This window comes from Streptomyces luteogriseus (assembly GCF_014205055.1).
GTDB classification, from domain to species: domain Bacteria; phylum Actinomycetota; class Actinomycetes; order Streptomycetales; family Streptomycetaceae; genus Streptomyces; species Streptomyces luteogriseus.
Genome location: NZ_JACHMS010000001.1, coordinates 2,067,851 through 2,085,565 on the forward strand (window position 1 = coordinate 2,067,851; position 17,715 = coordinate 2,085,565).

Annotated in this window: 17 protein-coding genes; 6 read left to right on the top strand and 11 right to left on the bottom strand. The window is 72.6% G+C overall.

Annotation, left to right across the window (positions count from 1 at the left end):
• Positions 1-141: 141 nt before the first annotated feature.
• The gene (locus BJ965_RS09045) at positions 142-1,410 is read right to left on the bottom strand and encodes a ricin-type beta-trefoil lectin domain protein (protein WP_313666763.1); all 1,269 of its coding nucleotides are present in this window, start codon (positions 1,408-1,410) and stop codon (positions 142-144) included.
• 248 nt (positions 1,411-1,658) lie between these two features.
• Positions 1,659-2,387, bottom strand: a complete 729-nt coding sequence (locus tag BJ965_RS09050) for a type VII secretion system-associated protein (RefSeq protein ID WP_184916971.1) — start codon at positions 2,385-2,387, stop codon at positions 1,659-1,661.
• Positions 2,388-2,920: 533 nt separating this feature from the next.
• Here BJ965_RS09050 and BJ965_RS09055 point away from each other — a divergent pair.
• The gene (locus tag BJ965_RS09055; protein ID WP_184908205.1) at positions 2,921-4,132 is read left to right on the top strand and encodes a mannose-binding protein; all 1,212 of its coding nucleotides are present in this window, start codon (positions 2,921-2,923) and stop codon (positions 4,130-4,132) included.
• Between the two features lie 148 nt (positions 4,133-4,280).
• Here the strand turns inward: BJ965_RS09055 and BJ965_RS09060 are convergent, their stop codons facing one another.
• From BJ965_RS09060 to BJ965_RS09075, 4 genes are all read right to left on the bottom strand, one after another.
• Positions 4,281-4,541, bottom strand: coding sequence for a WhiB family transcriptional regulator (locus BJ965_RS09060; protein ID WP_184908206.1), 261 nt, complete (start codon positions 4,539-4,541; stop codon positions 4,281-4,283).
• A 437-nt stretch (positions 4,542-4,978) separates the two neighbouring features.
• On the bottom strand, positions 4,979-5,539 hold the full coding sequence (locus BJ965_RS09065) for a TetR/AcrR family transcriptional regulator (RefSeq protein WP_184908207.1): 561 nt from the start codon (positions 5,537-5,539) through the stop codon (positions 4,979-4,981).
• An 80-nt stretch (positions 5,540-5,619) separates the two neighbouring features.
• On the bottom strand, positions 5,620-7,026 hold the full coding sequence (locus tag BJ965_RS09070; RefSeq protein ID WP_184908208.1) for an amidase: 1,407 nt from the start codon (positions 7,024-7,026) through the stop codon (positions 5,620-5,622).
• Entirely contained in the window at positions 7,013-7,219 is a 207-nt protein-coding gene (locus BJ965_RS09075) for a hypothetical protein (protein ID WP_184908209.1), read from the bottom strand. Before BJ965_RS09075 ends, BJ965_RS09070 begins: the two co-directional genes overlap by 14 nt.
• Before the next feature lie 271 nt (positions 7,220-7,490).
• On the opposite strand from BJ965_RS09075, the gene BJ965_RS09080 reads away from it, so the two are divergent.
• On the top strand, positions 7,491-8,429 hold the full coding sequence (locus BJ965_RS09080) for an MBL fold metallo-hydrolase (protein ID WP_313666764.1): 939 nt from the start codon (positions 7,491-7,493) through the stop codon (positions 8,427-8,429).
• A gap of 663 nt (positions 8,430-9,092) precedes the next feature.
• Here the strand turns inward: BJ965_RS09080 and BJ965_RS09085 are convergent.
• Positions 9,093-9,509: a hypothetical protein gene (locus BJ965_RS09085; RefSeq protein ID WP_184908210.1), complete on the bottom strand. Its 417-nt coding sequence runs from the start codon at positions 9,507-9,509 to the stop codon at positions 9,093-9,095.
• Between the two features lie 247 nt (positions 9,510-9,756).
• Here BJ965_RS09085 and BJ965_RS09090 point away from each other — a divergent pair, with 247 nt between their 5' ends.
• Together BJ965_RS09090 and BJ965_RS09095 are read left to right on the top strand one after the other, a co-directional pair.
• Positions 9,757-10,815 carry a PucR family transcriptional regulator gene (locus BJ965_RS09090; protein ID WP_184908211.1) on the top strand — a complete coding sequence of 353 codons (1,059 nt, stop codon included), beginning with the start codon at positions 9,757-9,759 and terminating at the stop codon, positions 10,813-10,815.
• 100 nt (positions 10,816-10,915) lie between these two features.
• Positions 10,916-11,302 (top strand): hypothetical protein, encoded by a 387-nt coding sequence (locus BJ965_RS09095; protein WP_184908212.1) that lies wholly within the window; start codon positions 10,916-10,918, stop codon positions 11,300-11,302.
• A gap of 27 nt (positions 11,303-11,329) precedes the next feature.
• On the opposite strand, the gene BJ965_RS09100 is transcribed toward BJ965_RS09095, so the two are convergent.
• The gene (locus BJ965_RS09100) at positions 11,330-12,085 is read right to left on the bottom strand and encodes an HAD family hydrolase (RefSeq protein WP_313666765.1); all 756 of its coding nucleotides are present in this window, start codon (positions 12,083-12,085) and stop codon (positions 11,330-11,332) included.
• The gene (locus tag BJ965_RS09105) at positions 12,075-13,310 is read right to left on the bottom strand and encodes an acyl-CoA dehydrogenase family protein (protein ID WP_313666766.1); all 1,236 of its coding nucleotides are present in this window, start codon (positions 13,308-13,310) and stop codon (positions 12,075-12,077) included. Before BJ965_RS09105 ends, BJ965_RS09100 begins: the two co-directional genes overlap by 11 nt.
• Before the next feature lie 98 nt (positions 13,311-13,408).
• Between BJ965_RS09105 and BJ965_RS09110 the strand changes: the two genes are divergently transcribed.
• Positions 13,409-14,002, top strand: a complete 594-nt coding sequence (locus BJ965_RS09110) for a TetR/AcrR family transcriptional regulator (RefSeq protein ID WP_313666767.1) — start codon at positions 13,409-13,411, stop codon at positions 14,000-14,002.
• Between the two features lie 45 nt (positions 14,003-14,047).
• On the opposite strand, the gene BJ965_RS09115 is transcribed toward BJ965_RS09110, so the two are convergent.
• Positions 14,048-15,013 carry a ScbA/BarX family gamma-butyrolactone biosynthesis protein gene (locus BJ965_RS09115; protein WP_184908214.1) on the bottom strand — a complete coding sequence of 322 codons (966 nt, stop codon included), beginning with the start codon at positions 15,011-15,013 and terminating at the stop codon, positions 14,048-14,050.
• Positions 15,014-15,347: 334 nt separating this feature from the next.
• Here BJ965_RS09115 and BJ965_RS09120 point away from each other — a divergent pair, with 334 nt between their 5' ends.
• Positions 15,348-15,998, top strand: a complete 651-nt coding sequence (locus BJ965_RS09120) for a ScbR family autoregulator-binding transcription factor (RefSeq protein ID WP_246545872.1) — start codon at positions 15,348-15,350, stop codon at positions 15,996-15,998.
• An 88-nt stretch (positions 15,999-16,086) separates the two neighbouring features.
• Here the strand turns inward: BJ965_RS09120 and BJ965_RS09125 are convergent, their stop codons facing one another.
• Positions 16,087-17,640 (bottom strand): MmgE/PrpD family protein, encoded by a 1,554-nt coding sequence (locus tag BJ965_RS09125; protein WP_184908216.1) that lies wholly within the window; start codon positions 17,638-17,640, stop codon positions 16,087-16,089.
• Positions 17,641-17,715: the final 75 nt, after the last annotated feature.

Below are 17,715 nucleotides of genomic sequence, written 5' to 3' on the forward strand. Positions count from 1 at the left end.
ACCAACCTCCTTGCCATGGCGGCGTCTTCAGCGGATGCCCCCTTCGCCGGGGGCGGGTGTCGGCGAACCGACCGTGCCATCATGCCTCGCCCTCGGGGCGGGCGGATGCCGGGAGCGGTGCTCCCCGCGCGGGGGCGTTCCTCAGACGCTCCACTTCTGGTTGTCGCCGCCGTTGCAGCTGAACAGGACCAGCCAGGCCCCGTTGTCCCGGTTGTTGTCCTTGATGTCGACGCACTTGCCGACCACGGTGTTCACCAGGTCGTGGGCGCCGTTCAGCACGAACTTCTGGGCGTTGTTGCCGTTGCACCAGGCGATCTGGATGGGGGTGCCGTCGCTGAAGTCCGCGTTGGCCACGTCCAGGCACTTGTCCTTCATGCGGATCGTGCCGTCGGAGGCGAACCGCCACTGCTGCGCCTGGGAGCCGTTGCATTCCCAGACGAACAGCTTCGCCCCGTCGCTGAAGTCGCTCCAGGGTACGTCGATGCAGCGGCCCGAGAGATGGCTGCGCAAGGCCACGGGGGAACTGAGCGTCACCCCCGAACCTCCGCCGGCGGGAGCGTTCTTGACGTCGGCCTTCGTCCCGCCGCTCTGCTTCTTCTCCGGCTGGGCGGCACCGCCGGACTCCTTCTTCGGCTCGCCCGTGTCCGTGTCCCCGGAACCACCCGCTTCCTTGCCCTTCGCGGGGCCGGAAGTGGTGCTCTCCCGCACCGTCTTCTCCGGCTTCCTGCCGCCCTTGCCCGCGTCCTTCCCGCTGCCGCTCGGGGAAGGAGAGCCGGAGTCGGTCACCGCGAACTCACCCGGTGCGTTCTGCGCGTTGCCGCCGAGCACGGTTCCCGCCGACGAGGACGTCTCCCGGTCCTTGTCGACGTGCCCGCCGAGCACCAGGAACGGCACCGACACGAGCAGCGCCCCGACGACGGCGGCACCGGCCAGCACCGCCTTGCCCGGCCGCCCCACAGGTCCCGCCTGCTCCTGCGGCCGGTCGATGGCGGTCACGGTCATGGTGCGTACGAGCGCGGGGAGCCGGCTCTTGGCGGCCGCGGCGGCGCCGGGGTCGCTGTCGGGTTCGGTGCGGGAGTCGGCGCGGGCGCCCGTGCCGGAGTCGGTGTCGGGCTCGGTACCGGCGCCCGTGCCGGGCTCGGCCGGGGAGTCGATGGCCGGTTCGGCACCGGAGGCGGCCGAGGGTTCGGCGTCCGGCTCGCTCTCACGATCGGCTTCCGTCGGGGAGGCCGGGGCTGCGGCGCCCTCGGGGGCGGTGTCCGCCGGGGGCTCGGTGGCAGCGCCGTGGGCCTTGGCCTGCGTCTTGGCCTTGGCCACCGCCTTGGCCTGAGCCACCGTCTTGGCCTTGGCCACCGTCGCGGCCTGGGTCTCCGTCGCGGCCTTGGTCTCTGCGCTGGCCTCTGCCTTCACCTCTGCGCAGACTCCCGCTTCGGCCTCTGCCTTCACCTCTGCCTTGGCTCCCGCTTCGGCCTCTGGCCTGGCCGGTGCCCTGGCTCCCGTCCTGGCCTCGGTCTCGGTCTCGGTCTCTGTCTCTGTCTCTGTCTCTGTCTCTGTCTCTGTCTCTGTCTCGGCAGCGGTACCGGCGGCCTCGGCCGCCTCGTCGCCGCCGGAGCCGGATACCGCCCCAGAGGGCCTGGGGTCCTGCTGGGCCGAAGGTGTCACGGGGTCCTCCCTGCGGTGTGGGGCCGGGGTTCGGGAGACTTGTCGGTCGAGGTCTGCTCGGCCCCCGCCGTCTGCACGGGAGCGAGGAGAGAGTCCGCCGGGACGAGCAGCGGAGCCGCGGCCCCGGCGTTGACCATGAGCAAGGTGCCCGAACCGCTCAGCGAACGGGCCAGCTCGGCGGCCGGAAGGGTGTCATGCCGAAGTGCCACGGACATGAACGCGTGTGCCTCCGAGGTGAACAGCAGCACCACTGGCGCGCCGTCCCTCCCGTCGGCCGTGAGCGGTCCGCCGTCGGGCCCGCGCGGCACCGAGATCTCGGCCTCCGCGAGCGCCGCGACGGCCTCGTCCACCGAGCCGTAGCCGGTGGCCGCCCGCTGCGCGGCCGCGTCCACCGGGTCGGTGGCCTCGGGCCAGCCGAGCATCCGCGACGAGGGCCGGTAGGCCGGGTTGGCGCGGTATTCGCCCACCTCCCCGCTCTCGTCCGACCGCCACTCCCCCAGCACCGCCCATTCCGGTGGTGTCCGCTCCTCGGTCCACTCCGGGTCGACCATGCCGATCCAGTGGCCCGGCGCCCGGCGGGCGGCGGCTCGCACGGCGTCGGGTACCGCGGGGGCATCGGAGGAGTCGCCGGTGACGGACGACTCGGGGACGGCAGCCGGACCGGGGACGCCGGACGCCGCGGGCGGGGCGTCATGCCTGCCCTCTTGCCGTTCTCCGGGCCGCATCTCCACCTGAACTCTTGGGCTGTACGAATGCTTGGTCTGCCGAACGGAATGCGCGCACGCCGACATTGATCAGATCGGGAAGTCAACAGAATGCCATACACACCCGGTCCGTTGTCGCCCGGAGTTGATCCGTATCGGCCTCAATTCATGCCCGTTTCCTGCCCGTTCCGAGAACATTCCGGGAGCAGGGGGGCGTGGAGATACAAAGCCACTGGCCGAAGAGGGAGGGGGGGTCCGGCAACTGCGCGCGGTACGGGCTAAGTTGGCTCCGGCATCGGTCACGTTCCCCGTACGGTCCATGCGGCCGGGCGTCCGGGCTGGGGCCCGCAAAAAGGCTCGCGACTCGAAGGGGGCGTGCGTTCGGCCCGCGGCCACCGCGGCAGGACGCACGGACGACGGCGACCGGGGCCGACCCGAACCGCCCGCCTCCGCGCGGCACCCGCCCGCCGGACGCACCGGCGTCCGACCGACCCCGCAGGCCGCGCCGGCACCAGCCCGTCACCGACAGCCGCGCCACCGAGGAGGAGTACCGCATGTCCCGCGAGAACCAGGCCCCCGAGGCGAACGCGGAGGCGGCCGCCGCCCTCGGACCCGAGTCCGGCACCCCTCCGACGCAGGAACCCTCCCCCGAGGGCCGGTCCGCCCCCACCCCGACACAAGCACCGACCGGCGACACGGAGTCCGGCCCGGCCTCGGCCCAGGTTCCGACCCCGGCCCCGGCCCCGGCCCCGGGCACCGAACCCGACGCTCCCGCCTCCGGCTCCGCGGCCCCGACGGGCAAGACCACCGACTCGTCCTCGGCGTCCACCACTCAGACGGGCAAGCCCTCCACCCCGGATGCCCTGTCCTCCCCGACGCGCGCGTCCGCCACCCCGGCAGCCGAGCCCTCCCCGACCGGCGAGGCCACGAGCCCGGCCGCTGAACCGGCCACCACTGAACCGGCCGCCACCCCGCCCTCCCCTTCAGCCGCCACCCGGGCGACCGCGTCGCCCGAGCCGATCGCCGTGGCGGCGGCCGCCGGCGCGCCTCCCGGCGTCAAAGCCGGAACCGGCACGGACAGCTCACGGCCCCGCAAGCCGGTTCTGGCGGGTGCCGCGATCCTCGGCGCCGCCCTGGTGGCGATTCCGCTGCTGCTGACCGGAAGCGGCAGGGACGAAGGGCCCCGTGACAACGCCAAGGCCCTGGCCGCGGAGGGCTCCGACACGGTCCTGAACCCCGAATCGGCCCCGGCCGAGCTCGGCGACTACGTGGCCGAGAAGCCGAGTGCGTCCCCGAGCAAGGACAAGCCGAAGAAGCCCGCACCCCCGAAGACCGTCGCCCCACCCCCTGCCGCGCCCGCGTCGAAGCCCGCGCCGTCCGGCACTCCCGAGAAGAAGCCCGCAGCCAAGCCCAAGCCGAAGCCCAAGCCGTCCCCGCGGCCGAACTGGAGCACCGAGACCGTCTACGCCACCAGCGTTCTGGAGGTGAACCAGGCCTGGACCACCAACCGCATCCGCATGGTCATGCAGACCGACGGCAACCTCGTGGTCTACAACGAGCACGGCAAGCCCACCTGGGCGTCGATGACCTTCGGCAAGAACCACCGGGCGATCTTCCAGGCCGACGGCAACCTCGTCATCCACAACGGCGACGACCGCCCCATCTGGGCTTCCAAGACCCATGGCAACGAGGGCGCCCAGCTGGTGCTGCGGACCGACGGCAAGGTGGTCGTCCGGCACCAGGGCAGGGTGATCTGGTCGACCTGACGATCCCGTCGGAGCCTGGTCACCACGAACGGCGCAGCGCCCGCAGCGACCACTGCGACCGCGGCCTCGGCAACCTCGGCAGCTTGGGCGGCCCGGCCGCCCTGGGGCACGCCCGGGCAATCCCGATAGCGCCGCCACGCCCCGGATGTCACCGGTCCAGGACGGCTCGGCGCAGCGCCCGCCGCTGGCTCGCCGTCGTGGCGCCCCAGACGCCGTCCGTCTCGCCGTGCCGGACAGCCCAGTCACGGCAGTCGAGCAGCACCGGGCAGCGCCTGCACACCGCGCGGGCCGGGGCGGTGCCCGCGGCGGTCTCCGCGAGCGGAAAGAACAGCTCGGGGTCCTCCCCCACGCACAGCGCCCGCGCGTGCCAGCCGATGTCACCCTTCCAGGACGCGGGTGAACGCGCCATACCGCACCTCCAGCAGCCGATCGGAACATCGGTGTCACCGCGGCAGCACGAGCCGCGGCCCCGGCAGAGGTGAACGTCATGCTAATGCCGGATACGACCGGGTGGCCATAGGCAGTTTTTCCGGGCATTCGGGACGGCAACAGAGGGTGATCGGCTGGTCGACCGTGAGCACGATCTCGCCCTGGACGTACCCTCGGGCGGCACGTTCGTGCGCCACCCGGGCATCAACAAGCACGTTCGAGCGGACCTGGACGCTGAAAGCCGTGACGCCCAGCGCCGCGAATCTCTCCTTCGTCGAGGACGCCGGGGCCGCTTCCGGATCAGCGCCGGTGTTCCGGCGTTCCCGGGCGGCGTGCTGCTGGTGGTGGCGCTGACCTTCACCTCCTCGGCGTTCGTCCGGGACGCCGGCATGGGCGGGGGCCGGCGCCGGCCTCGATTCACACGGCGCTCAAGGCATGCGTCACGAGCTCGCGCGCGTAGGCGGTGTCGAGTCGACCGGGGCGGAAGAGGATGCGGTACATGATCGGCGCCACGACACGGTCGATCAGCAACTCCGTCTCGGGTACCGGCTCCCCCCGCCGCACCGCACGGGACAGCACGGCGTCCAACTGCTCCGCGGCATACGCCGAACACTTGCCGGCGTTGGTGCCGTCGGAGTCGCCGAGCAGGGCGTCCCGGATGTAGGCGCGCCCCGCCGGCGAGGCCATCTCGTCGAGGAACTGTTCCGCCCACGCGTCGAGATCGGCCCGCAGGCTTCCGAGATCGGCCGGCTCCGTTTCCGGGCGCAGTCGCTCGACGGCCACGTCGGACAGGAGTTCCTGCAGGTCACCCCAGCGACGGTAGATCGTGGAGGGGGTCACGCCCGCCCGGCCGGCCACCATCGGGACCGTGAGCGCGTCGCGGCCCACCTCCCCCACGAGTTCACGGACCGCCGCATGGACGGACTCCTGGACGCGTGCGCTGCGCCCGCCGGGGCGGACCATGGGCCTGGGACTCATGCGATCCACCTTAATGCGAAATCGTTGCTTCTAGGCGGGGCCGGTGACTCGACCACGCGCCGACGAACGTCCGCCTTCCCTCACGCAGCGAGGGGAACAGCGAGGGGAGCAAGCCGCCCCGTACCGGCCACCGACTCCTCGTAGACCCGGCCCACATGGAGCACCGTCGCGTCGCCGAAGGGGCGCGCCATCAGCTGCATACCGATCGGCAGTCCGGCGCGGCCGTGACCGACCGGCAGGGTGAGGGCCGGGATGCCGGTGATGTTGGCCGGGGCACAGAGGCGGACGTAGCTGTCCGACACGGCCTCGGTCGTGCCATCGGCCCACTCGACGGCCTCCTGCCCCGCCTCGGCGGCGGTCATCGGCACCGTCGGCGCGGCGAGGACGTCGATTCCGTCGAACATGCGGGCCCAGACGTCTCGCATCAGGGCGCGGGCCCGCTGGGCGCGGAGGTAGTCACCCGCGGAGGTGAGTTCGCCGGCTTCCAGCAGGATGCGGACGTCCGCCGCGTACAGGTCGGGGGTGGCCCGCAGCGACCGCTCGTGGTAAGCGGTGGCCTCGGGAACCATCAGCCCCCACTGGACGGCCTGGAGGTAACGCGCCATCGGGATCTCGACGTCGACGAGCTCCGCCCCCAGCTCCGCGAGCCGCTCGATCGCACCGCGTACGGACTCCTCGACCTCGGGCGTGACCCGGTCGAAGTAGTGGTTTCGCGGTACGCCCACCCTCAGCCCTCGCAGGCCGTCCCCTCCCCGGAAGCGGTTCGGCACGGGGCCGGACACGCTCGCCGGGTCGCGCGGGTCGTGGCCCGCGACCGCCGCCAGCACCAGCGCGGCGTCCTGGACGGTGCGGGTGAGAGGACCCACATGGTCCAGGGACCAGGACAGCGAGGTCACGCCTGTCCGTGGGACCAGGCCGTAGGTCGGCTTGAGGCCCACCACGCCGTTCAGGGCCGCGGGGACCCGAATGGAACCGCCCGTGTCCGTGCCCATGGCGAACGTGGCCCCGCCGGCGGCGACGGCCACCGCCGATCCGCCGCTCGACCCGCCCGCGACCCGGCCGGGGTCCCAGGCGTTGTTCGTCTGCGGAGTGATCAGGCCGTAGGCGAACTCGTGCGTGTGCGTCTTGCCCAAGAGGACGGCCCCGGCGGCGCCGAGCCGTTCGGCCACCCCGCTGTCGTGTTCCGCCAGGTGCCCCGCCCGGACGCGCGAGCTCGCCGTGGTGGGCATTCCCGCTGCGTCGATCAGGTCCTTGAGCGCCATGGGGATCCCGTGCAGCGGCCCGCGCGGTCCGCCCTCGGAGATCTCCCGTTCGGCGCGGGCCGCTGCGGCCAGGGCCGCGTCGGCCGCGACGGTGACGTAGGCGCTCAACCGTCCTTCGACGGCGGCAATTCGGGCGAGCACCGATTCGGTGAGTTCGACCGGGGACAGCTCTCGTGCGCGCACCGCACGTGAGGCTTCGGTCAGCGACAGCTCAAACGGTTGCATCGGCGTTCTCCTGTCCGGCCCGGAAGGAGGACGCGGGAGGGGTCTCACCGAAATCGAGTTCGCGCAACGCGCTGATCACGGAGTGGATGTGGTTGGCCGTCATGGCCACTCCGTCCAGTCGGCCGTCCTCGAGGGGGAGCCCCGCCCGCAGCGCCCCTCGGGCTGCCTCGTGGGGGGTGAGTTCACTGGTCATGGCGTCCTTCTGGATCTGTGCGGTACGACGGGCCGGAGCCGGTCCGCCCTCCGGACCCCCGTAAAAGCGAAGCGTTTGCTTTAGTGGATCGTAGGACCTACGGTGGCTTAAGGCAAACGAATTGCTTTTACGGCGCGGAGGGTCGGCCGGCACCGAACACCGCCCCCGACACCCACTCCGGCCCGGCACGAGCACCCGCGCATCCACCTCACCGGACACACCGCTCCGGACACCTCCGCCCTCGCCACCCACAACAGACAGGGAAGTCGCCGTGTTCACCTCATCGCAGACGACCGAGTCCACCACCACTGCCCCCGCCTCTGTGTGGACGGTGGGCGACCACACGGTCCGGCGCATCGACGAAGTGGTCCTGCCCGCCCGGACCGGTGCGTGGCTGCTCCCCGGGGTAACCACCGACCTCGTGAGCCGGACTCCCTGGCTGAGCCCTGAATTCGCCGACGGACAAGGCCTCCTGCGCCTGGCGAGTCACAGCTTCGCCGTCGAGGTGGACGGCACGCGGGTGCTGGTCGACACCGGCATCGGCAACGGTAAGCAGCGTGCCCACCCTGCCTGGCACAACCTGGACAGCGACTACGAAGCACGGCTACGGGCGGCGGGCTTCGCGCCGGAAAGCGTAGACGTCGTGATCCTCACCCACCTCCACGCCGACCACGTGGGGTGGAACACGCGTTCCGAGGGCGACACCTGGGTGCCCACCTTCCCGAACGCGCGCTATCTCGCCTCGCGCACCGAGTGGGACTACTGGGCGGGCGTCGAGATGGAGGAGTCTCGCCGGCAGATGTTCCGGGACTCGGTCCATCCCGTCCGGGAGGCAGGTCTGTTCGACCTCGTCGATGTCGCGGACGAGGGCACGGACGTCGCGCCGGGCATCCGTCTGCTGCCCACCCCAGGCCACACACCGGGGCAGGTGGCGGTGGAACTGAGCAGCCGCGGCGAGAGCGCGCTGGTCACCGGCGACAGCATCCATCATCCGGTCCAGATGGCGCATCCGGAGCTCTGCAGTTGCGTGGACATCGCTCCCGAACTCGCGGCCAGGACCCGGAACCAGATGCTCGACTCCCTGGCCGGTACGCCAACCCTCCTGCTGGGAAGCCACTTCCCCGCGCCGACCGCCGGACACGTGCGACGTGAGAACGGCGGGTACCGCCTGGTCCCGGCCCCCTCAGGGGCCACACCCCTCGATGGCTGAGGCGGACCTGATCGCCAGGGACGTGCCACACACCGACTCCGCGCGGGGAGGCCCCGGGCCCGACTCCTTCACGGAGAGCTATTCGCTCCCCCGCCGCGTCCGTCAACTCACCTCGACCTGCCACAAGATCAACGATCAGAGTGCTCGTGCTCGGACTCCCACCCGGGATCCGTCACGAACCGGCTCAGCCGGTAGGTGGTCGGGAGCGCCAGGCGCCCGCACAGCGTGTCGATCCGGATCGTCGCCTCATCGATCCCTGCCTCCTGAAGGCGGCGCAACCGCCCACGCATCTCCGCCTGGTCCCGAGTCTCAACGATCACTACCCACTGTCCCGCGTCGGGCGCGGTGCGAGCGGCAAGCCGCTGACTCTCGGCCTCTTGTCGCCGCCTTCTTCTCCCTTGTCCTGGCACCAGCCCAGACTCACCGACCGGCCTCTGGGCCGCAAGGCAACTGCGCCGAGCATGCACATCCCCGCTCGGTGATCATTTGTCGGACGCCCCCTGGCCCTGTCCGGCGCGCTCGGGAGCCGAGGGGCACCTCTCATCTCACTCCCCGCCGCCCGGCACCGGCCGTGCAGCGTGATGACAGTCATGGCAAACGTCCTTGAGGCGTGAAGGAATCGAAGCGTGAGGGGGGAGGCGGCGAGGGCCGGCGGGGCACTGCTCAGGCGGCGTGGTCCGCGCGGTCCCGTGCGCGGCCGCGAGCGGACGGGCCGGGTTCGTCGGGGAAGAGCCGGTGCAGGGGGCGCACGAACAGGCGGGTCAGCCACCATGCGACGGGCAGGGCCGCGACGGGCAGGACCATGCGCAGCAGTCCGGTGGCAGCACACGGCGGCGCGCACACGACCAGCAGGAGGACGCCCCCGACACTCAGGAACCAGGCCACGGCCGTCAGCGTGGAGACTGCTACCGCCACGGGTACTCCGCCCATGCCCCAGGCACGGAGGTTCGCGTCCGCGTCGAAACTGCCCACCGAGGTGACGCCCGCGGCGACGAGGATCCAGAAGCACAGCAGCACGACGAGGGCGGTGGTCAGGAGGATCGTGGGCGGCCCGGTGACAACCGACAGCAACGTCCGCATGCCGTCCCCCCTGTCCCGTCCGCACAACCCGTCAACCGTGCCCGGCGGCGCACCGCTCGCTCAGGGTTCCGGTGCCGGGCACCTGCCGATGTCCGGCACCGGAATCCCCCGTAGTGCTCCCCGCGACCCATGCTGCACCCCTGGCACGCATCCGCGCATTGCCGGTTCCCGGCAGCACTGTCTAGGGTCTGCATGCCGGTCAGCCGCTAAGAAGCCGTCAGCGGCGCGTCAAGAACTCGGGGGGACCATGGCGGAGTTGGCGATTCCGGAGCACTATCTGGAGGGCTACGCCCAGATACTGGCCGAGGTCGCGGCCTCGGGTCGGCGCCTCACGCGGGAAGAACTCACCTCCCGCCGGGCCCTCGGAGAACAGGCGGCTGACGCCGGCCACGGACTGCGGGCCCTGGTCCACGCCCATCTGACCGCCACACGCGCCGCCTGGCCGGCCGGCCCCGCGCCGGCCGACACCGTCCTGGCCGCCGTACAGCAGGCGACAGACGCCTTCGCCGAGGGCTTCGAGCGGGCCCAGCGCCAGGCCGTACGCCAGGAGGAGGCCGCCCGCCGCGAGTTCATCGACGACCTCCTCTACGGCCGCAGCGACCTCGGACGCCTCGCCGAACGCGCGGAACGCTTCGGCCTGCGTCTCTCACACGCCCACGCCGTCGCCGTCGCCGAGGGCCCGGCCGCCTACGAGGAGGGCGATCCCGTCCCCCGCCAGGTGGAACGCGCCCTTATCGCACGCTTCGGCGACCGCAGCATCCTGCTCACCACCAAGGACGGGCGGCTGCTGTGCGTCGCACCCGGCCCGCAGGACGAGGTCCTCGCCCACTTCGCGAAGCAGGCCCATGCCGCCACCGACGGCGGCCGGGTCGCCATCGGCCGCCCCCAGCCAGGCCCCGGCGGGGTCGTCCACTCCTACGAGGAGGCACTCAACACCCTGGAACTCGCCGAGCGCCTGGAACTGGACGACCCGGTACTGCGGGCCGCCGACCTGCTCGTCTACCCCGTCCTCACCCGCGACCGGCAGGCCATGGCAGACCTCGTCCTCGACACCCTCGGCCCGCTCACCACGGCCCGCGGCGGCGCCCAGCCCCTCCTGGACACCCTCACCGCCTACTTCGACTCGGGTTGTGTGGCAGCGCAGGCGGCCCGCCGCCTGACCCTGAGCGTGCGGGCCCTGACCTACCGGCTGGAACGCATTCACAAGCTGACCGGCGCCAACCCGGCCGATCCGGCCCACCGCTACATGCTGCAGACCGCGGTGATCGGAGCACGGCTGCTGGACTGGCCGGCCAAGGAGCTCTGACGGGCCCCGGACGACGTCAGGTGCGCGCCAGTTCGGCAGCGCCGGAAGAGACGTTGAACCTGAGCGCGCCGCCCCCTTCCCCCGACGGGGAGACCGTGACGTGCTACTCGGCTACGCCGTGGACGGCATCGGCGGGTTCGACATCGAACCCGTCCACGCGGACGAGGTCTACCAAGAAGACCTGTGGACGAGTGGTTCAGGCCTTACACCGCCCGGCTACGTGCGCGACATGCTCCTTCCCGCCCGAGCCACGGGTGCGGCCGAGGCCGGCCGCGAGGTCCCGTGCCTGGTCACGGTGGTACACGCGGCGCTCGCCCGGCCCGGCCGCAACCCGTGCCGCCTCGCCCGCACCGGGGCGGGCGAGCACCTTCGGGCGCCGCAGTACACCGACATGCCGCGCAGGGCAGGTCTACGCGTCCATCCGGCCCGGTCCGACCTCGGCGCCCGCGCCCTGGTGGACTCGGGCGCCTTCCTCACCTCCAGGTGACCTGCCCCGGCCGGCGGTCCGCCGCGGTCACCCGCCTCCGCCGGTACCGGCGGCGTGCGGTGGCACGGTGGTGTGGGTCCCGTCCGGGGCGATCAACACCGCGTGCCCCACGCTGTGCAGCATGGGCAGGTCGGAGGGATGGTCGCCGTAGGCCCAGCAGTCGGCCGGGTCGATGTCGGGGTGGCGGGCGAGGAGCCGGCGCACCAGGGTGCGCTTGCCCTCGCCGATGGCCGGGGGGCCGATCAGTTCGCCGGTGAGCAGCGGCCCGCAGCGTTCGAGTCTCGCGCCGAGGGCGAACCGCGCCCCGACCGCCTCGGCGATGACGGCCAGCAGCGGCGGGAAGGTCCCGGAGACCAGGGCCACGGACGCGCCCTCGGCCCGGTGCCGGCGCAGCGCGGCCATTGTGGTGGGGAGATAGAAGCCGTCGGTCCGGCTGTGCTCCCGGTACCACCGGCGGGCCGCGGCCTCGGCCTCCGCGGCCGGGCAGCCCCGGAAGGCCCGGTGGAAACGGCGATTGGCCTCCGCGCGGGGCAGACCGGCCAGTGCGCCGAGCAGTTCGTCGGCCCGGCGCACTCCGTCCGCGCCGTGCATCCGCGCGAAGTGGTCGCGGAGGAAGTCCGGGCCGCTCTTGCGGCCGATGAGCGTCTCGTCCACGTCGAAGAACACCAGCCGGCGGGGGCCCTCGGGGCGTGCCCGCGCAGCGGGCCGGGAGGGTGTGGGACGGGGAGGCGGCGTCGCGGGTAGCGGGGCCCGGTTGCGCCCGCTGCGGGTGTCAGTGGACACCGGCGACCACCTCCGCCGGCGCGGAGTGCGCCATGAACCGGGGCGCGGCCGCCTGCTCGGGACGGTCTTCGAAGTCGGCGAACACCGAGTCGGCGTACAGGGCCGCCGCGGTCTCCCGGCGCACGGCCTGGTGCGCGGCCAGCACGTGGACGTCGCGCCAGGTGCGCTCGAGCGGCCCCGGGCCGCCGCATGCGTGGGTTCCGGCCGCGCGGAACAGCCGCTCGACGGCGGTGACCAGGTGCTGTGCGGCGGCCGCCGCGACCCGGCGGTTGCGGGCCACGTCCCGCTCGGCGCGGGTGCCCGAGTCGGCCCGCAGCGCCGCGTCCCCGAGCAGCAGTTCGGCGGCCTCGATGTCGTCAGCCGACTGCGCCAGCGTCAGCTGGAGCGTGGCGCGCTCCGAGGGTCGGCCGGCTCCCCGGCGCGCGGCCCACGCGGTCCACTCCCGCAGGGCGTGACGGGCCGCCCCGAGGGCGGGCGCACACAGCAGCAGTCCCGTCCCCAGGTACGCCGGGGCGGTGTGGCAGCGGGACCGTCCGGGCCCGGGAGAGCCCGCCAGCACGTCCGACAGCGAGCAGGTACGGCGGTCGGGGACCACCACCGGGCCGTCGAGGACCGCGGTGTGGCTGCCGGTGCCGCGCATTCCGGTGCTGCGCCACGTCTCCCGTACGTGGATCTCGGCGGCGGGGACGGCGAAGAGCCGGCACCGGCCGCCGGGTAACCGAGGTTCGTCCGGTTCCGGGGCCGCGAGCAGCAGCCAGTCCGCGTCCGCGATCCCGCTGACGCACTCCCAGGTGCCGCTGAGCAGCCAGCCTCCGGAGCAGCGGGCGGCCGAGCCGGAGGGCCGCAGTCCGGCGGCGATCCGCACATCGGGCGATCGGCCCCACAGGTCGAGCTGGCCTTCGAGGGGCAGGTGGGCGGCATATCTGCCGTGGGTCGCCCACAGGGCGGCGCACCACGCGGCGGACGCACATCCCTCGCCGACCGCCGCCACCTCGGCGAGGAGGTCGCTGAAGGTTCCCTCGGTACCGTGCCAGACCCCGGGCACGAAGTGACGGGCGAAGCCGGCGCGGGTCAGCAGCGCGACGGTCTCCGCGGACAGCCGGCCGGTGGCGTCCGCCGCCGACGCTTGTGCCGCGGCGGAGGCCACGGCGCCCGCCAGCTGTCCGCGCGCCCGCGGCGCGCCACCCTGTGCCCCCTGGCCTGTGCAGATTTGACGCCGGTTCACCTATCGCTCTCCTTTACTCCACGACTAGAATTCGTTCGGGAACGAATCTTTCTCGGCCGGTCCTTCACCACCGGGCCGGGGTGAAGGAGGTGATCAGCGTGGTCAAGCAGGCGCGTGCCCTTCGGACGCACGATCGCGTCCTCGACGCCGCCGCGTACGAGTTCGCACGCTACGGCTACGTGAACGCGAACCTGCAGCGCATCGCCGACCGGATCGGGTTGACCAAGGGCGCCCTGTACGGGCACTTCTCCAGCAAGGAGAAGCTGGCCGCCGCGCTGACGGAACATCTGTCCCGGAGCGTGCGGACGCTGTTGGACGGGGCCAGGACCTCGCCCGAGCCGGCCACGAGCCGGCTGGAGGCCCTGGTGCTCGGACTCGGCAAGCTCTTCGAGACCGACCACAGGGCGCAGGCGGCCCTGCGGCTGGAGGTGGAGGCGGCTCGGGCGGCCGACACGGTGGCTCCTCTCCTGAGCGACACCCATGGCATCGCGCTCGAACTCGTGGGCGAGGTACAGCGGGGACGGCACTGGGACGAGGCACCGCCGGCCGACGCCCTGGCCGATCTCATCGTCGCGGCGTTCTGCACCGCGCTGTGGACCGGCGCCTGCGCGGGCCCGGACCGGCCCGGGCCCAGCGTCGCCGCCATGTGGGGCGTGCTGACGCGCGCGATGGGGACACGCGCGTCAGCCTGAGCCCCGACGACCGTGCGGCCCGGGGTCCGGGCCGGTGGGCCGCCGCTACCAGGAGGCCGGGACGGCCGCCGCCGGGCGAGTGCCCACGCAGGCCCAGGCGGTCTGTGCGCGGGCCAGTACGGTGTCACCCTGGACCGCCGAGACGGACAGCTGAAACGTTTCCTGCGGACGGGCGCCCGACGCGCACTCATCGACCACCAGCCGGGTGGGCCGGTCGAACTCGCCGAAGGCCAGGCACTGCACCGTGGTCCGGGCCAGCGCGAACGACAGGTCGGCGAACGGGCCGTCGCACGCCTCGTGCACCTTGAGGTGGCCGAGCTGGCGGAAGCCCTCCAGCATCACCATCATCGGGATGTGGTCGGTGGGGTGATCGAAGAGCACCGCGTGGTCGCGGTCCACGCGCAACCGCCACTCGTCGGGCCTCGCGGCCTCTTCCAGGACGCAGTCCCGCCAGCGCAGCCGCCCCACCCGGTGCGGGGGCGTGCGCGGCGCCCCGGAGACCGCCGTCCGCGCCGGTAAGGCGGCCGGCACGTCCGCGGCGCCGCCGCCGAGCCGACGCAGCAGGCGGTAGCGCCGTTCGTCCACCATCAGCATGCTGATGGTGCCCCAGCCGCACTCGCGGCCGCCGACGACGAGCCGGAAGTCCATCCGGGCCCCGCTCCTGCCCCGCGCGTCGTCGCCGTCCCAGGTCCACTCGCCCACCAGGAACACCGAGAGCGGTACGCCCTCGACCCGCAGGGCGGCGGGGTCGGTGATCTCGAAGTCGATGTCGCGGCCGATGAAGCGCCGGCCGAGCGGCACACCGCAGTGCCGGTGGGCGACGTAGACCATCCCCTGACGCAGGGTCTCCGCGAACAGCAGGGGATCGCTCAGACCGTTCTCGTCCGGGTGGTAGAGCGCGTGGTCGCGCGGCCACTGGGCGGCGACGACGAACTCGCGGTCACCGGCGCGGGCACCGTCGGTGACGAACACCTCCGCGACGGAGCTGCGGTGCACCAGCTCACGCGTCACGGGACGTGCAAAGCTCAACGAATCACAGGCGTGGGCCATTGCTGACGCCTGAGGGATGCTGGGATGATTGAGCACGACTGACATCTGGGATTCGCCTCCCCCGTACTGGAAGAACCAGGACCATGCGAACTAACAGACGTGCGGCGCCCTTCGGCACGAAATTAATATACCTTCGGGAAGGTATCTTGCAAGGCTCGGGCGGAGCGCGGCGGATGATCGGTCATACCTGCTGGTCAGAGGGGCGAAGCCTGCGAAGCGCCCGCACGTGCCCCGGCCCAATCCCCCCACGAACCGGCCACCGAAAGCAGCGGACGGCACGGCACGAATGGACGTCATGAGCGAACACAGCGACGCGACACACATCTCCGGCGGCACCTCGGTCGACGACACCTCGCACCTCAAGCAGGAGCGCGCCATCCGCACCCGGCGCACCATCCTCGACGCGGCCGCGGAGGTCTTCGCCCGGCACGGCTACCCGAACGTCACCATCAAGGACATCGCCGACGGCGCGGAGATGACCAAGGGCGCGGTGTACTTCCACTTCTCCAACAAGGAGGCCCTCGCGGTCGCCGTGACGGAGGAGTTCTACCGCAGGCTCAACGAGATCGTCTCCCCCGCGCTCGAGGGCGACCACTCCTCGCCCTCGACGGTGGTGGACGTGCTGCTGCGCACCGCGGGCGGGTTCCGCGACGACGTCTACGTCAAGGCGGGGGCGCGCCTGCAGATCGAACGTCCCTACATCAAAGCGGAGATGCCGGTCCCGTACGTCGGTTTCACGTCACTGATCGTCGAACTCCTCCAGGAGTGCCAGGCCGCGGGCCGGCTGCCGGAGAGCGCGGCGCCCAAGGCCCTGGCCAGGGTCCTGGTCTCCGCCCTGTTCGGCGCCCAGCACATCTCCTGGGTGCAGAACGACCGGGCCGACATCGTGGAGCGGGTCGAGGAGATCCTCGACGCCTTCGCCCTGCTGTCGGTGCCGGCGCGGTAGGACCGTGTGGCCGGGAAGGTGCGGCGGGAGCCGGTGAACCGCTCCGTTCGCCGCACCCGCCACGCCGGCCGGCGGCGGGCCGGACGGTTCAGTCCAGGAAGGCGGCCTCTATCCAGCGACGCAGGGCGCCCGGACGCATGCGGTGCAGCCGGTCCACGCTGTCGGACACCTCGTGCGGGCCGCCGACCGACAGGAACTTCTCCCGCACCAGGTCCGCGTGCCGGACCCGGGTCTCCGGGCCGGCCGCACCGACCGGAATCAGCCGGGTGCGCGACACCGTACGGCCGTCGGTCAGCCGGACGGTGACCCGGGCACCGGTGGCCTTCGAGGCACGGGAGAAGTCCCGGTCGTCGGCGCTCAGCGGGCCCAGCAGGTCGACCAGCTCGTCCCCGCCGAAGCCACGCAGCCACGGCACGGCACGCTCTCCCGCCTCCCGTACCGCCTCGCCGAACGGGGCGTCGGACAGGAACAGTTCGCGCGTCATCTCGGTGTCGTGCTCCAGGCGCACCCGTCGGGCCAGCCCCCAGCGGGCCGGGTCGTCCAGGTGCGGGGAGGAGAAGTCGTCCACGGTGAACTCGCCGGTGAGCAGGGTGGTCGCGACGGGGTAGGGCACGTCGAGGACCAGGGCGCCGAGCGGGGACCCCGGACCGTTGACGTACCGGGCGGCGCGTTCACCGGCGAAGAGGGTGTAAAGGGAGGCCTCGACGACCACCTCGGCCACGTCCTCGGGCCGCAGGCCGCCCAGTTCCCGGTGGATCTCGGCGGCGCAGTCCACGGCCGCGTCGATGCCCGGCCCGCCGGGGTGCATCTTGAAGGAAAGCGTGTCGGTGTGCCAGCGCCGGCCCAGTCCCTTGGCCACCGCCTGCGGCAGCGGCACGGTGGCGAACCGGGCGAGGAAGCCGTCCTCGTGCTCGACGATGTCGGGAGCGCCGCGCAGCCCCGCGTACGCCGCGTCGCAGGCGTCCATGGCGGTGCGCACCGGGGTGAAGGTGTTGAACAGACGGGCGTCGCTGGCCAGGAACGCGCGCATCAGGGGCCAGTTGGGCATGGCGAAGGCCAGCCCGAAGGCGTTCTCGAAGAGCGCGGCCGAGGCCCTGTCGCAGTGCAGCCGGCCGGCCACCGCGCCCGCCAGGTGCGTGTGCACGGCGCTCTGGCCGCGCAGCGGGCCGAGGGTGGCCGAGGCGGTGATGCGGGCCGCGCACTCGTTGGCCGCGACGACGGCGGTCAGCAGGGACAGCCCGTCGAGCCGGCGGGTGTAGGCGAAGGCGAGCGGTACCGCGACGGTGGAGTTCGACAGGTGCCCGGCGTAGGCGGTGTCGTCGAGATTGAGCCAGGACCCGAGGGCGGCGAAGACGCCCGCGGCGGTGCGTGGGTCGCGCTGCATGGGGTGCCCGAAGGCCGCCACCAGCCGCCGTCCCAGCGGGTGCTGGAGCCCGGCCCTGATGGATGCGGCCTGCGAGAGCACCTGACTGGCGGCGAGCTTCAGCACCCGGCACGGGATGTGCTCGGGGCGCAGCGTCGCCGCCCACTGGGACAGTTCACGCAGCGGGGTGTCGGTGGGTCGGCGCGGACGCCTGGGCGCCGTGCTCCCCCAGTCGTCGCACAGCGCCCTGGCCACGCTCTCACCGAGTACTGCCGTCATGGCGCGAGGCACCTCTCTTGCCGTACGCCGGCCGGGGCGTGCCGTGACCGGCGGCTGGTCGCTCCGGGCGGGTGG